This is a genomic window from Lichenifustis flavocetrariae (genome assembly GCF_026130545.1).
GTDB lineage: Bacteria > Pseudomonadota > Alphaproteobacteria > Rhizobiales > Beijerinckiaceae > Lichenihabitans > Lichenihabitans flavocetrariae.
The window spans coordinates 278,693-292,733 of the sequence record NZ_JAMOIM010000006.1 but is presented as its reverse complement, the minus strand read 5'-3'; the positions used below and the strand labels follow the sequence as shown (position 1 = coordinate 292,733).

Annotated in this window: 19 protein-coding genes; 6 read left to right on the top strand and 13 right to left on the bottom strand. The window is 65.4% G+C overall.

Translation table 11 applies throughout. From position 1 onward, the window contains the following. The 3 genes from M8523_RS11970 to leuD all read right to left on the bottom strand — a co-directional run. Positions 1–408 (bottom strand): ISAzo13-like element transposase-related protein (locus M8523_RS11970; RefSeq protein ID WP_428350366.1); only part of this gene is annotated, 408 nt, incomplete at its 3' end. Positions 409–484: 76 nt separating this feature from the next. Continuing rightward, positions 485–697 (bottom strand): hypothetical protein, encoded by a 213-nt coding sequence (locus tag M8523_RS11965; RefSeq protein ID WP_282585094.1) that lies wholly within the window; start codon positions 695–697, stop codon positions 485–487. 76 nt (positions 698–773) lie between these two features. Next, the gene (leuD, locus tag M8523_RS11960) at positions 774–1,379 is read right to left on the bottom strand and encodes a 3-isopropylmalate dehydratase small subunit (RefSeq protein ID WP_282585102.1); all 606 of its coding nucleotides are present in this window, start codon (positions 1,377–1,379) and stop codon (positions 774–776) included. A 299-nt stretch (positions 1,380–1,678) separates the two neighbouring features. On the opposite strand from leuD, the gene M8523_RS11955 reads away from it, so the two are divergent. Further along, complete coding sequence (locus M8523_RS11955) at positions 1,679–2,086, top strand: DUF6481 family protein (RefSeq protein WP_282585093.1); 408 nt, start codon at positions 1,679–1,681, stop codon at positions 2,084–2,086. Between the two features lie 146 nt (positions 2,087–2,232). Here the strand turns inward: M8523_RS11955 and M8523_RS11950 are convergent, their stop codons facing one another. The 4 genes from M8523_RS11950 to M8523_RS11935 all read right to left on the bottom strand — a co-directional run bounded on the left by M8523_RS11950 (position 2,233) and on the right by M8523_RS11935 (position 4,851). Continuing rightward, on the bottom strand, positions 2,233–2,646 hold the full coding sequence (locus M8523_RS11950) for a DUF3830 family protein (RefSeq protein ID WP_282585092.1): 414 nt from the start codon (positions 2,644–2,646) through the stop codon (positions 2,233–2,235). Positions 2,647–2,716: 70 nt separating this feature from the next. After that, entirely contained in the window at positions 2,717–3,337 is a 621-nt protein-coding gene (locus M8523_RS11945; RefSeq protein ID WP_282585091.1) for an urease subunit gamma, read from the bottom strand. A gap of 21 nt (positions 3,338–3,358) precedes the next feature. Further along, positions 3,359–4,198, bottom strand: coding sequence for an urease accessory protein UreD (locus tag M8523_RS11940; RefSeq protein WP_282585090.1), 840 nt, complete (start codon positions 4,196–4,198; stop codon positions 3,359–3,361). Further along, positions 4,195–4,851 carry a DUF1190 domain-containing protein gene (locus M8523_RS11935; RefSeq protein ID WP_282585089.1) on the bottom strand — a complete coding sequence of 219 codons (657 nt, stop codon included), beginning with the start codon at positions 4,849–4,851 and terminating at the stop codon, positions 4,195–4,197. Before M8523_RS11935 ends, M8523_RS11940 begins: the two co-directional genes overlap by 4 nt. A gap of 352 nt (positions 4,852–5,203) precedes the next feature. Here M8523_RS11935 and gspG point away from each other — a divergent pair, with 352 nt between their 5' ends. Further along, on the top strand, positions 5,204–5,713 hold the full coding sequence (gene gspG, locus M8523_RS11930) for a type II secretion system major pseudopilin GspG (RefSeq protein ID WP_282585088.1): 510 nt from the start codon (positions 5,204–5,206) through the stop codon (positions 5,711–5,713). Between the two features lie 107 nt (positions 5,714–5,820). On the opposite strand, the gene M8523_RS11925 is transcribed toward gspG, so the two are convergent. Genes M8523_RS11925 through M8523_RS11905 form a run of 5 tightly spaced genes read right to left on the bottom strand, consistent with a single transcriptional unit; the run spans position 5,821 to position 10,361 of the window. After that, positions 5,821–6,519 (bottom strand): prepilin-type N-terminal cleavage/methylation domain-containing protein, encoded by a 699-nt coding sequence (locus M8523_RS11925; RefSeq protein ID WP_282585087.1) that lies wholly within the window; start codon positions 6,517–6,519, stop codon positions 5,821–5,823. Further along, on the bottom strand, positions 6,516–6,917 hold the full coding sequence (locus tag M8523_RS11920; RefSeq protein ID WP_282585086.1) for a type II secretion system protein: 402 nt from the start codon (positions 6,915–6,917) through the stop codon (positions 6,516–6,518). The genes M8523_RS11925 and M8523_RS11920 overlap by 4 nt, the downstream gene beginning before the upstream one ends. Positions 6,918–6,928: 11 nt before the next feature. Beyond that, on the bottom strand, positions 6,929–7,384 hold the full coding sequence (locus M8523_RS11915; protein ID WP_282585085.1) for a prepilin-type N-terminal cleavage/methylation domain-containing protein: 456 nt from the start codon (positions 7,382–7,384) through the stop codon (positions 6,929–6,931). Next, positions 7,381–8,598 (bottom strand): type II secretion system F family protein, encoded by a 1,218-nt coding sequence (locus M8523_RS11910; protein ID WP_282585084.1) that lies wholly within the window; start codon positions 8,596–8,598, stop codon positions 7,381–7,383. Before M8523_RS11910 ends, M8523_RS11915 begins: the two co-directional genes overlap by 4 nt. Beyond that, entirely contained in the window at positions 8,598–10,361 is a 1,764-nt protein-coding gene (locus tag M8523_RS11905) for a GspE/PulE family protein (RefSeq protein WP_282585083.1), read from the bottom strand. Before M8523_RS11905 ends, M8523_RS11910 begins: the two co-directional genes overlap by 1 nt. 186 nt (positions 10,362–10,547) lie before the next feature. Here M8523_RS11905 and M8523_RS11900 point away from each other — a divergent pair, with 186 nt between their 5' ends. From M8523_RS11900 to M8523_RS11885, 4 genes are read left to right on the top strand one after another with little or no spacing between them, the layout of a single operon-like run. Beyond that, on the top strand, positions 10,548–11,636 hold the full coding sequence (locus tag M8523_RS11900; RefSeq protein WP_282585082.1) for a PilN family protein: 1,089 nt from the start codon (positions 10,548–10,550) through the stop codon (positions 11,634–11,636). Between the two features lie 2 nt (positions 11,637–11,638). Then, a complete protein-coding gene (locus M8523_RS11895) occupies positions 11,639–12,217 on the top strand; it encodes a hypothetical protein (protein WP_282585081.1) in 579 nt (192 codons plus the stop codon). 10 nt (positions 12,218–12,227) lie between these two features. Beyond that, positions 12,228–12,857, top strand: coding sequence for a hypothetical protein (locus tag M8523_RS11890; RefSeq protein ID WP_282585080.1), 630 nt, complete (start codon positions 12,228–12,230; stop codon positions 12,855–12,857). Next, positions 12,854–13,360 (top strand): prepilin peptidase, encoded by a 507-nt coding sequence (locus M8523_RS11885; RefSeq protein WP_282585079.1) that lies wholly within the window; start codon positions 12,854–12,856, stop codon positions 13,358–13,360. Before M8523_RS11890 ends, M8523_RS11885 begins: the two co-directional genes overlap by 4 nt. Before the next feature lie 12 nt (positions 13,361–13,372). On the opposite strand, the gene M8523_RS11880 is transcribed toward M8523_RS11885, so the two are convergent. Next, positions 13,373–13,960, bottom strand: coding sequence for a phosphatase PAP2 family protein (locus tag M8523_RS11880; protein WP_282585078.1), 588 nt, complete (start codon positions 13,958–13,960; stop codon positions 13,373–13,375). Positions 13,961–14,041: the final 81 nt, after the last annotated feature.

Genomic DNA, 14,041 nt, shown 5'->3' with positions numbered 1-14,041 from the left:
CTCACGGACGAGGGTCCGTCCCACCCGATGGCTCTTGGCCACCAAGGCCCGCGTCAACTGCGATATGCTTTTGCAGGTCCAGCGCAACGGCGACATCGGATCGCCCCGAGCGTCCGGCTCGACCAGCGAGAGCAGGTCCGCCATGAGCGTGGCATCCTGTGTCACCCGCTGCTTGCCGCCCCCGCCAGGACGGCGTACCCGACTAAAATCAAGTCCATCGGAAGCAGCCAGCTCGCGCAGGCCGCGGCCAATGGTGCTGGCCGCAATCCCGGTGGCCAGCGAGACGGCCGCGATGCCGCCGTAACCGGCCGTCCGGGCCTCGGTCGCCGCGAACACGCGCCGGCCGCGCTCGTCAAGATGCGGAGATAGCGCGGCGTAGCGCTCGCGAATCGAGCCAATATCGATCATTCATCGTCTGTAGCGGACGCCACCCCAGCGCGGAATCTACCCCGGCAACGCCGATTCAGTTATCTTCGGCAAGGCCCTAAGCCTTCTCCTCCTCGTCCGCGTCATCGTCCAAATCTTCCGCCTCCTCCTCGGCCTCCAGGGCCTCGTCGAGACTGTCGACGATAAGGTCGACCTGATCGTGTGTCGCCGTGACTTCGAACAGGTCGCCGGCCTCGTCCTCGATGCGTAGCAGGAAGTCCTCGCCATCCTGCTCGATGTGAAATCGCTTCAGTTTCTGGGCATCCGGCATGATCATACTCCGTCGAGACGCCCGGTAACGCCCGGGCGTGGTGCTTGTTGCATGCGATGTCGGTTTCGTCCGGAAATCAGGCCCAGGGCCGCGACGTTGCCATCTCGTGTTCGTAGCGATCGATTGCCGGCTTCTTGGCCATGGTGAGACCCACGTCGTCGAGCCCGTTGAGCAAACAATGTTTGCGGAACGAATCGAGGTCGAAGGTGATCGTGCCTCCGTCCGGCCCGCGGATCTCCTGCTTTTCGAGGTCGACCGTGAGAGTGGCGTTCGATCCGCGTTCGGCATCGTCGAACAGAAGCTCGAGCTGTTCGGGCGTCACCGTGATCGGCAGAATGCCGTTCTTGAAGCAATTGTTGTAAAAAATATCGGCGAAACTCGTCGAGATCACGCAACGGATGCCGAAATCGAGCAGCGCCCATGGCGCATGCTCGCGGGAGGACCCGCAGCCGAAATTATCGCCTGCCACCAGGATCTTGGCGTGTCGGTAAGCCGGCTGGTTCAGCACGAAATCGGGCCGCTCGTTGCCGGCATCGTCGTAGCGCATTTCCGAGAACAGGCCGCGGCCAAGACCCGTGCGCTTGATGGTCTTCAGGTATTGCTTCGGGATGATCTTGTCGGTGTCGATATTGGTGATCTTCAGCGGGGCGGCAACACCCTCGAGCGTGGTGAATGGGTCCATAACGTCCTCGGCGCGTTCGTAGACGCTGTCTTGCTGACTTTGCCGGCGACGGTCAAGCCGCGCGGGGCGCTGCCTTCTGCCGGCCATCGCGTTGATCGCAACGTGCCAGGTGCGCCGGTAAAGCGCATTCAGCATACGGTCGTTGTACCCCGGTTCCCTGCAGGAATACGCACGCGCGCCCTTCCAAAACCTTGCCGGGAGGTCTATATGCCCGTTGCGCGCGCGTCGCTGTCGATTCTCGCGCATTCTATTCCCCTCGACGCCGCTTTCAGATCGGCGTCCCCGAAACTGGATCGCCCTTGGGTACGTTCAACCACGCGAATTTCTCCGACCGAATCAAAGCGTCGACATCGGCCAAACTGGCCCTTGTCGAGAAACTCAAGACCCGGCCCGGACCCGACGATCCGCGGCGTCAAGCTGTCGCGGCCGAGCGGAAAGCGATCCACGATGCGCGTCTTGCGCGCCAGGAGGAACGCCAGAGGCTGCTGCAGGAGCAGCGCGAGCGGGAAGCCGAAGAGCGCCGCAAGCGCGAAGAGGAAGAGTTGCTCGCAGCCCTCGCCCGCGAAGCCGAGCTTGAGGCCGAGCGCAAGGTGGTCGAGGCCGCGCGGCTCGAACGCGCCTCGCGCGTCGTGCTGGACCAGGCTGAACAAAAAGCCCGGCGCGACGAACGCTACGCGGCCCGTAAAATGCGGCAAAAGCAGCGCTGATCCGGCCTGAATCAGACTTTGGATGGGCGGCTTCGACCAGCCCCATCCTTTGACACACGATTTGTCTTACAAGGGGAGTTCCACCGAGTGTGGAACTCCCCTTGCTTATTGAAGCGTCGGTCGGCGCAAACCACAAGCCACCCGATTCACACTGCTGCGAATACGATCTCCTGCGCGCCATGATAGAGCACGTAGGGTCCGAATTCCGCCAGGCGTTCCTGGCCTTCGGTGATCGTCAGGAAATGGTTGCCGGCCAGCTGGCCCATCTTGCTTTTGAAATGAACGCCGCCGTAGGCGAGCAGGATCTCGGTTTCACTGATACCGCCGGGATAGACGATGATCTGCCCGGGTGCGGGAAAGCTCGTGTGGTTCTCGTACTCTAACCCAAGATCGAGATCGCCCAGCGGGATCCAGCAGGCCTCACCGCTCCACCGCACATGAATGATCCGCTGCGTGTAAGGCAGAAGGCTGCGGAACTTGGCGGTGGTTTTGGGTGCCAGCTTCTCCTCGAATCGCGCCTTAAAGCGGAACTCGCCGGAGGTGATCGTAATATCGCTCATCGCCAGCTTGACTCCTTTGGTGCGGCTTTGGGCTCCCTAGCACAAAGCCTGCGGATCGGTCACCCACCAGCTACAGCGGTCCCATGATCTGCTGCCGGAACCCATAGACCTCGCGGCGTCCGCCAAAGGCCACCAGACGAACCTCCCGGCTCTGGCCCGGTTCGAACCGCACCGCCGTTCCGGCCGGAATGTCGAGCCGAAAGCCGCGCGCCTTGGGCCGCTCGAAATCAAGCGCCGGATTGGTTTCGAAGAAGTGGTAATGCGAGCCGACCTGGATCGGCCGGTCGCCCGTGTTGGCCACCGTCAGGGTCACGGTGTCCAGGCCCTCGTTCAAGGTCAGGTCGCCCGGCGCGGCCAGCACGGCGCCTGGGACGAGATCGTCCGCCGCGTCGCGGATCGGATGATGGACGGTCACAAGCTTGGTGCCGTCCGGGAAGGTGGCCTCGACCTGCACGTCGTGGATCATGGACGCGATCCCGTCCATCACCTGAGACGCCGACACCACATGGGCGCCCGCATCCATCAGCTCGGCGACGCTGCGGCCGTCGCGAGCGCCTTCGACGACGAAATCGGTGATCAGCGCGATCACCTCGGGATGGTTCAATTTTACGCCGCGTTCAAGCCGCCGTCGGGCCACATTGGCCGCCATGGCGATCAGCAACTTGTCCTTTTCCCGCGGTGTAAGATTCATGCGACGCGCCTCCGGGATCCGCTATTGCCAAACGCGGGGAACGGCCCGTCCCCGCAGGATTTCCAACACCGTCACGATAGTCCGGCGCAGGCGCTCTGGCGAGGGCGAGAGCGCGCGGAAGCTCAAAAGACCATTCCAGGCACTCGCACCGCTTTCCGCCTCAGTGCCGGCGAGAGCCGCGCGAACCGGGTCCAGCATGCTCTCCGCCTGCGGCGCGACGAACAGGAGAGTCGCCAACGCTCGAGCCCCGCCGCCGAGCGCCGGGCGATCGAGCGTGGACGCGATATCCCCGGCGAGTCGCAGATCCTCGGCGAACAGAAGACGCCCATCGCGACGGATCCGCCACCGGTCGTGCAGCTCGCCGGACCGCACGGTTTCGCCCATGGCCAGACGCCCAAACACCAACATTTCGACCATCAAGAGCGACGCGTCGGCCCGCATGGCGATATCAAGTGTCCGGGACAGCCTGACCTGGTCGAACAGGATCGTCTCCTGCGGCAGCCATTCGAGGCATCCTTGGCTCGCCACATCCAGCGACACCTCGACCTTGGTCAGGGCGCCCGTGCTGCGGTAGATCTTCTCGGCAGACTGCGTCGTCAGCGACACGGCGGCGCCGGGGTCACATCCGAAGCTCAGACGGGCCCGGTCTCCCCCCACCATGCCGCCGCCCGTATTGATGCACACGGCCTCGCAGTCCGGCTCGTGCGCCTGATCAACCTTGGGGAAGCGTAGCCGGAGGCCTCCGGCTTCATGGCAGGTCATGGCACGTGTGCGGCCCCCGTGGCGGGCGAATCGGGCTCGCAACACGCCCTCGGCGCGGTTCGGAGGAATGGCGTCCTGGAGCTGCGGTAACAGGGTCAAGGGTGCTTGAGGGCCTTGGGCTGGAACCGTGCCGGTGCCGGATATGTCAGCACGCCATCGATCACCGTGAAACCCGAGCCAGCCGCCGGAGGCGGCGAGGCTGGCGAAGCCGCCTCGTCCTCATCCGGCGTCATGATGTTTGCCACGGGCTCGCCTGTGTCGGACGGATGAGAGGGTCGGGGCGTTTCCGTCGCGGCCGGCGACAGGCTGGACACGGATTGCGGTGCAAAGACCAGGTGAATCCGGCCCGGCGCCACTGCGGGCATCACCGCCGGCCCGGAGGTTGACGCATCGACCGTCACGCCCACCCATTGTGGCCGGAACTGCGAAAAACTGCGGGTTCCGACCGGCCAGGGCATACAGGGGCCGAACTGCCGGAAGCAGGCGCGGCGGCTACGGTACATCGGTGCCTTCGCGGCAAATTCGGCCAGGGCGTTGGCGAACGCCGTACGGCAGGCGCCAGGTGCGAGAGCTCTCGCACTTTCGCATTGGGCGGGTGAAGCGAAGAACCGGGTCGCATTGGCTTCAGCCTGGCCTGACACGAGCCCCATCGAAGCACCAGCGATTGCCGCCCAGAACCGGACAATCACGTTTCGATTCAGCACTTTCGTTAAAAGCACGTCGCACACCAGGATCGCGGGCGAAGAAGCCATGCGCCGCAGTCTATACCTCTGTCGGTGGCGAAATCAAAGGCCATGAGGCCGCTAGGGCGGCGTCGTCCTAGCGTGATAGCTCCCCTGGCACAACGAAGCGCGCTCGCAGGCGGGAAGCAGAGGCATTTGCTTCAAATTGTTGGAGTGACTTGAAGTTAAATCTAGTGAAACACCGCTGAACGACAAGACTATACAGCAGGATCGGCCCAATACCTCTGGTTGTATTTGCGAAAGAAAGAATTTCTTAATTTTTCGGACATCTATTGGGCTCAATGATTCGACGAAGTGCGAACACATTCCCAACAGGCCGCAAAGGATTCAACGCCTTATGAACAGCATAAGGACTATCTGCATGAGACTTCGCTCACGCTCGCTGTTCTACCAAGTCAAGACAACGATGATCGGCCGAAGCCTTCGGCCTCATTCCACAGCAAAAACCGCCCGGCGCAAGGATGAAGCCGGCTTCACGCTTGTCGAACTGCTTGTCGTTCTGGGGATCGTGGGCATGCTCGCGACCTTGATGGCGCCGCGGGTGCTGGGGTATTTCTCAAGCGCAAAGGCCCAGACGGCGCAGATCCAGGCGAAGAACATCACGTCGGCATTGGAACTCTACTATCTCGACGTCGGCAGCTATCCTTCCGCCGAGCAGGGCCTGCAGGCCTTGCTCTCCCCGCCGGACGGGGTGAGTGGGTGGCATGGGCCCTACCTCAAGAACCAGAGCGGGCTCTTGGACCCCTGGCACAAGCGCTATGCCTACCGGGTTCCGGGACGCAATTCGGAATTCGAGGTGTATTCTCCGGGCCATGAAGTGGGCGATGTCGCCAGTTCGCATCCGGTGCGCAACGCCGACGATCCGGGCTGAAGGCTAAATCCCATGATCGCGTGAAAAGCCTGAAGGTCCCGTGCACGCACGGGACCTTCTTTTCTTGAGAGCCGCTTGGCCCACGCCAGGGTGAGCGGACGCGCCCGTCACGGCGCCGTACTAGAGACTTTGCCCGTCGACGCGGTGTCCGTGCCGGGCGACGACCCCTGCGGCGGGGGGCTTCCTCCGGACGGCATGAGCACTACGAAAGGCGGCCAGCGCCGCCGGTCTCCGGCCTTGAAGGCCACATCGATCCGCATCAGACTGGGACTGGCTTCGGGATCAGTCCACTCGGTCGTCCACGTGGCGGCGGTGCTGCCCGAAAGGGAGCCGTAATAGTTGAACGCGACACGATCGGTCCCAGCCAGGAGCCGTCGGGTCCGCCCCTTGCTGTCGCCTCCGCCGGGTGCGGCCCTTGTTTCCACGAGGGACATCCCCCCGTTCTCGGCTATGACCGCCAGCGTCACCCGCACGGGGCCACCCGCCTCGAGCAAGCGATCTCCGGGTGCCGTGAACACCACCGTGTCGCCGACACCGGCAAACCCCGTCTTCTGACTGCTGCCTGCGCTGCCCATCGTACTGCCGATGGTGCGCCGGAGATGATCCCGGATCGCCATCGTCTCGTCCTGGGCGGACACCGCCGTCCCGATCCTGGTGAATTGCCGAAGCAACCCCGTCCCCTCGGCCAGGAAGGCCACGACGAGCGCGCCAATGGCAAGCGCCACGATCATCTCGATCAGCGTCAGGCCGGCTTCCCTTCCCTCCATCGGACTGGCGGACGTCTTCACCGGAGGTCTTGGTTTCACCGCCGCGATCCCGTCGCGATCGTCACGAGCAACGGGGTGCGGCTGGCCTCGTCGGTGAATACTTCAATGCGGAGCAGCCGGGCGGGCGCCTGAGGCATGAGAAGCGTCGTCACGTCGACGATCCGGGCCCGCCACCGGGCGCCGTCCGTGAAAGCACCCGATGTGTCCCCGGGTTGGAGATGGCGATCGGCCAACAGGCCATCCATCACCGAGGCGGCCTCTTCAATGCGGGACGATTGTGCCGGGCCTCGTCGCGCCCAGGCGGCGCCCTCGGCCAGCACCCGCAGCGCCATCGTGACCGTCAGCGCGATGATCATGAACGCGACCAAAACTTCGATGAGCGTGAAACCACCCTCGCGATCTTGGCGCGATCCGGCGGACCGATCCCCGATGTTCACGGTTCGGCTCATCATGTGGGCATTCGGCGGACCCAGCCGGTCAGCCAATCGACGACGAGATGGATCGAGGCGTCCCGCGCGATGAGACGGATCTCACCGCCGCTCGAGCGGCCATCCGGCAGGAATCTTATCGTCGGACGGTCGCCGTCCGCGAGGTCCCGTCCGGTCGTCAGGGTGGCCGACACATCGACCGGCAGGGCGAGGTGGTCCTGACCCGGCAGCACGAGGAAACTGCGCGTGACGGGATCGAAAGCCAGAGCGGTCTCCAGATTGCCGCGCATCGACTGGATCCGGGCCATCCGGGCCTGCAGGGCGACGCGACGCCCGAGGTCGTCGAGGTCCCGCGCGGAGGTGCTGCGACCAAGCATCGGGCCGAGAAACAGCATACTCAGCGCCATCAACGTGATGACGATCATCATCTCGATCAGCGTGAACCCGGCGACGGCATCGTGGCCGCGCGCATTCATCGAGCCGTCGCCAGATCGTTGACGCTGAGAATGGCGCTCATCACGGAGAAGACGAGGCCGCCGATCATCAGCCCCATGCCGGCGGTCAGCAGCGGCACCAGAAGGCTCATCAGGCGCTCGATACGGTTCTGGCTCTCCGATTCCTGCATGTCGGCCGCATGCAGAAGAATCTCACCGACCCGGTTCACCTGCTCCCCGGTCGCGATCAGGTTGAGGATGACAGGCATGTAGGGTTGCAGCAGATGCAGGCTCTGCGAGAGACGGGCGCCCTCCACCATGCGGCGCCCGGCTTCCTCGACCGCCTCCCGGAACACCGGGTTCTTCGGGATCGTGCGCGCGGCCGCGATCGCGGCCGGCAGCGAAACATCGGCGGACACCAGTGTGCCGAGGACACGGCAGAGCCGGCCGGCCTCGACCCCGATCATGATGGGACCGAACAGGGGCGCCCGCAGCAGGCGTCGCGCCAGCCATCCGCGAACGACGGTCTGCCGGAACAGGGCGACGAGGCCGATCCCGACCAGAACGGTTCCGCCCAGGAGAATGGGCCAGAACTGCGCGAAGGTCGTGTTCACGGCGCTGACGAATCGGATCAGAGGAGGCGGCTGCAGGGCGGGATCGTCGAACAGCGGCGTCAGCGCCGGCACCAGAACGGTCAGCACGACCGTGATGGCACCAAGCGACATCAGCACCAGCATGATCGGGTAGACCATCGCCGAAACGAGGCGCTGGCGGATGGCGTTGCGCCGTTCGAGGGACGCGGCGAGGTTGCGCAGCACGGTCGGGAATGCGCGGGTCTTCTCTCCGGCGCCGATCACCTCGATGACGTCGTGACTGAAGACATCGCGATGGCGGCTCAGCGCCTGCGAGAAGGATGAGCCGGCGATGACGGCTTCGATCACCGCCGTCAAATGAGGACGCAGCGCCCGGGGGGCGTGCTGTTCCGCGAGGCGCAGGGCGCGGTCGATGGTCAGGCCGGCGTCCGTCAGAGTGGCGAGCTCGCGCACGAAATCGACGACATGCTTCTGCTTCGGCCGCCCACCAAACTTGAAGTCGCGGTTCCAGAGGCTACCGGAGGCAGCCGTTTCCTCGGCCGAAATGATTCGGAGGTTCTGGCGCCGGGCCTGGGCCATCATATCGGCCTTGCTGGATGCCTCCGCCCGACCTTGGACGATGGCCCCGCGCCCGTCGAAGGCTTTGTAGGTGTAGCTCGGCATCAGGAGACCTTGGCCAGCGCGGAGGGACCGAGATCGACATGACGCAGGACCTCGTCGATCGTCGTTTCGCGACGCTTGACCTTGTCGAGCGCGGTCACGGCCAGCGTGGACATGCCGGCTCGGATGGCGGCTGCCTCGATCACACCCGCGGTCGCCTTGTCGGCGATGAGGTCGCGCAGCGACGCGTCGAGCGGCATGACCTCACCCACGACGGTCCGGCCGCGATAGCCGGTCCCGTTGCACTGCGGACAGCCACGGGCCCGCAGCGTTGCGTCGCGATGGCCGGGCTCGTCCTCGGCACAGGCCTGGCAGACGAGCCGCACGAGGCGCTGCGCCACCACACCGTTAAGGGTCGCGGCGATCAGATACGGCTCGACGCCCATCTCGACCAGACGTGTCACCGTCGCGGCCGCCGAATTGGTATGAATCGTCGACAGCACGAGATGCCCGGTGAGGGCCGCCTGCACGGCAATCCGCGCCGTCTCCTGGTCGCGGATCTCGCCGATCATCACGATGTCGGGGTCCTGGCGCAGGATCGAACGGAGGGCGGCCGCGAAATCAAGACCGATCGCGGCATGGGTCTGCACCTGCGATACGCCGGCGATTCGGTACTCCACCGGGTCCTCGACCGTGATGATCTTGCGGTCGCTCCCATTCAACAGGGAAAGGGCCGTATACAGCGTGGTGGTCTTGCCGCTGCCGGTCGGACCCGAGACGAGCACGATGCCGTTCGGCCGGCCGATCATGGTCTTCAGCACCTCCTCGGCCTCGGCGGAAAAGCCAAGGGACCCGAACGTGCCCACGCGCCGCGACTGGCGCAGGATACGCATCACCAGCGCTTCGCCATTCGCGGTGGGCAGGGCCGCGACGCGCAGGTCGGTCGCGGCACCCCGGTCGACCACTGTCATGCGACCATCCTGCGGCATGCGCAATTCGGCGATGTTGAGCCCCGCCAGGATCTTGAAGCGGGTTGTCAGCGCCATCTGGACGGCCTTGGGCAGCGTCTCGGACTGCACCAGGACGCCGTCCACCCTATAGCGGACCCGGACATCGGTCTCGCCGGGCTCGATATGGATGTCCGAGGCGTTGAGTTCGAAGGCGGTCTTCAGGAGCCGCGAGCCGAGACGGATGATCGGGGCTTGGCTCGCGACATCCTGCAGCCGAGCGAGATCGTCAAGCTCGGCTTCGCCGCTGTCGGAGGGCAGGTCGTCCGCCGCCGACGCCTCGCCGAGGGAGCGGATCGCGCTCTCGAACACCGAAGGACCGATCACGGTCGCCCGAACCGGCTCATCGAGAAGATGCTGCAAACTCTCGATCTTTTCGCGATCGAAGATATCCACCATGGCGACCGTCAGCCCATCGAGGTCACGGCGCAGGGGAAGGATTCGAGCCCGCTCCCAGAAGCTGGGCGAGACGGCCTCGATGGGCGGCAATTGCGCCGGCAGATCGTCGGGACCGGTCATGGCCGTGGCGTGGAACACCGCCAGGGCGGCCACGAGATCGCTCTCCTCGATCAGCCCGAGGTCGATCAGGATCGAACAGTCCGTTCCCGAGACCGTTTGCTTGAGGGCCGCGAGGGCACGCCCCTCGTTGGTGGCATCGATCCGACCGGTACCGATCAGCGATCGCACGAACATCGAGACATCCGGCGCGCGCTCCCGAACCTCGGGACTCTCTCCGACCGGGTCCGGGTCCGGCGCCTCGAGTGTCTGGAGCACTGTTCGCCTGGCGAGCTTGCCGAAGAGGCCGAATGCTTTCGCCATCAAGCCTCCGGGGCGGGCTCCTGTGGAATGCCGACGGCGGCGCCATGCCGGCTCTATCGTGACCGAGTTTGTTGGAACAGCGTTAACAAAGCTTAAAGACTCGCATCCTACCCTTCGATCGAACCCTGGAAGGACAAGGATGACCGGCACCCGCACCACGGCCGATGGACCTGCGAGCTTCGCCGCGTGACAGCGGTGGCCCGGCCACGCGCTTCGCTGCCGTCGATCGCCCGGGGCGCACTGGCATGGTGGCTTGGCGAGTTGGCGGCGCTTGTTCCCGATAGGCTCAAGCGTCGGCGCGGCGGCCGCAGCGATGCCGAGATCCGCGTCTCTCCACAGAGCTGGATGATGCGGGACCGGCGCGGCCGCAGCACAGAGATCGATCCGCGCGACACGGCCGCAGCCCTCCAAGCCTTCCGGTCCCTGCGCCAGGGACGCAAACCGGCGCGGGCGACGCTCATCTATCCTCTCTCCCGCTGTTTTGTCCGGCATACCGAACTGCCGCGTTCGCTGCTCAGCCATGCGGGGTCGATCCTCGCGTCCGAACTCGAAACCGTCACCCCGTTCCAGACCGGTTCGGTGCACTGGGACTGGTTCGTCCGGGGCGAAGGCACCGAGGCGGGCGCACTTACGGTTGCCCAAATCGTGCTCAAGCGGCGGGACACCGAGGCGATCGCGCAGCGGCTTGCCGAGGCGGGCGTCGCGGTGGCGACCCTCTCGGTCGAGGACGAGCACGCCGCCCCACCGTCGCGCCGCCTCCCTGTCGATCTGCAACGGCATGACAGGCCGGGCGAGGATGAACCGCACAACCTCCGTAAGGCGCGTTCGGTTCTGGTCGGTGCGGCGGTCCTGACCGCGATCGCCATCGTGCCGCTGGCCTTCACACAACAATCCGCGATCTTGTCCAAACTCGATCAGGATATCGCCGATGCGACCGACACTGTGGCGGGCAGACCCGGCCTTGCACGCGCGCCCCTGCAAGCGCTCGGCGAAATCCTGCAGGCGAAGCGGAATCTGCCGCCCGCGACCGCAATCCTCGACGGGCTCGCGGCGGCGCTGCCGCCCGACAGCAATCTCGATCATCTCTTCCTGGACAAGGATGTCGTCACAATTCAAGGACGAACGACCTCGGTTCACGTCCTCGAACACAGCCTTTCGGCCTCGCCGCTTTTTGCGGCGGGTCACAACACGGCAGCGCCTGGGTCCGGCAGCGAAGGAATCGCTTTCACGATTCGACTGAAAGTCAGACCCCTGCCGTCCACGCCGGAGATCTGAGCGTGCCGGCCTCGCCCCTCATGCAACGCGCCGCAGCGGTCGGACTGCTGGCGGGCCTCGTGCTCGTCACCGGGACGATCGCTTGGACGTCGATCGACAGCTATGCGGACGGCCAGGGCGAGATCACCGAGAAGCGCCTGGAACTGCAGAGCCTGCGCGATCTCGCCGAAGCGAGAACGACTTTTGCGCGTCTGCTGCCGAAATCCGGCAAGGGCGCGCTTATCCTGCCCAGCACCGGCAATGCCCAGGAGGCTCTCGCGGCCGCGGTGGCCCATGCGGCTGATGGTCAGCAGGTGCTTATCGACGGCGTCACCCCTCTGCCGCAAGACACGGCGCTCGCCACCGCCTCGGTCCAGTTGCGCGGCACGCAGAGCGGCGTCTATGCCTTTTTGAAGTCGGTCGAGCAGCAGGTCCCCTATCTTGTGGTCCCGCGCCTGGAGATCACCCCGTTTCGGGCCGCCGATCCGGATCACAACAAGCCCCTGATCGTCAGTGCGGAGATCCGGGTGGCAGCGCTTGTCGCGCCGGCGCCGCCAGCCCGGCCGGGCACGACCGCACCGCCGGCGGAGCCTGTCCCGTGAGCGCCGTCGCATGATCCGCTTCACCTTCCTGCTGATCCGCACGTCGCTTCCGGTCGTGACGTTCCTGACAGCAGGCGTCATGACGTTGGCCAGCATCCTGTCCGGCGATCCCGGCGACAATGCCGGCCCGGCTTCGGGATCGATTCCGTCGCTCGCGCCGCTCCCAAAGCCCCGGACAGGAAGCACTCCCGCGATAGCGCAACATGTGGCGCTGTTCGATCCGGGACACCGGCCGGAAACCGTCTCCGGGTCGATCGACGACCTCAGGGCCAAGCCGGCGGGAGATGCGGGCCCGTCTCCGGTTGCGATCTCCGGCGTTCTCCTCAGCGGGGATCTTCGCAAAGCCATGCTCGCGGTCGAGGGCGGGCGGGCGGCCTGGAGCACGGTGGGGAGCGAGGTGGGCGGTTGGCATGTGACCTCGATCGACGCCAGCGGTGCCGTTCTCGAACGCGACGGACAGAGCTTCTCGCTGAAGGTGGCCGACCGCTATGCGCAACGTGCAAAGCACCCTGGAGAACCATCGGCACCCGCATCGTCGTCTTCGCCCGACAATCCCGTGCCCGATGCGGGACAGCCGCCCGGGGCCGCATCAGACGCCTTTGCGCCACCCGATGCGATCGGTGCGGCGCCACCGCCATGATGGCGCTCCCTGCGATCGACCTCGCAGGCCCCGGCCAGGAGCTGAACGGGCCCAGCGTCGCTGCTCTTTGCCTTCTTCTCGTTTTATGCGTCGCGATTGCCATCATCGACTGGCGGCATCGCATCATCCCGGACGGCTGCAATGCGGCCGTCGCGGCCCTCGGCCTTGCCGTCGCGGCGACGACGGGAACCGACAGATTCGTCTCGGCCGCGCTGCAAGGGCTTTTGGTCTTCGCCTTGTTCTGGAGCGTGCGGCGGCTCTATCGCGCCTTGCGGCCCGTCCACGGCCTCGGACTTGGTGACGTCAAGTTCATGGGCGCGGCGGGCACCTGGATTGGTCTGTCGGGTGTCGCACCGCTGATCCTCGTTGCATGCACCACGGCACTCGCGTTCATCGGCGTGGAGATGTGCCGTGGGAAGACGATCTCGGGACGTTTCGCGATCCCGTTCGGGCCATTTCTGGTGCTCGGCCTCGTCGTGGTCCTCGGGTCCTCGCTCACCTGAGCAAAGGTCCGCTCACGCCGCGCGACACAGCCCGAACGGCATCCACGTGACACTGGCCTTGCGTATCGCCGCCTCGGCGGGCAGATGCAGGCCGTGGAAAATGATGACGGTCGCCAGCACCGCAATGACGGCGGGCATCATCTTCAGGCGCGATGGCACGGGCCCGGCGGTCTGTTCGAGGATGACGGCGGCAGCGACGCCGACCGCGGCCCCGATGGCGACTTCGAGCACGCTATGGGCGCCGATCAGCACGCGTGTGGCACCGACCAGCAGCGCGATGACCCCCGCGCAGACCAGCGCAAGAGGCACACGGCGGAAGGTGCGGCGCAGCATCAGCGCGATGACGCCCCCATAGATGGAGGCGGCAGAGGCCGTGTGGCCGCTCGGGCTTTGCAACTGATCGCCGAACAGGATCTCGCCGCACGCGCCCGCCCAAATCTTCAGCACGAGCATCACGGCCAGCATGGCGCTGATCACCACGGTCCAGGCAAGGGCACCCCGCTGCCAGCCCGAAGCCAGCATGGCGACACCAATGACGACCGCGAGCGGCAAAAGCACCGCCTGGTCCGCAAAGTCCGTGATGTAGCGCGCTGAATCCATGCGAAGACATCAACAGCAACGGTCCCCAAAGTAAAGCAAAGCGGACCGGTTTCTTCGCACATGCGGTAAACCGCGCCCCCA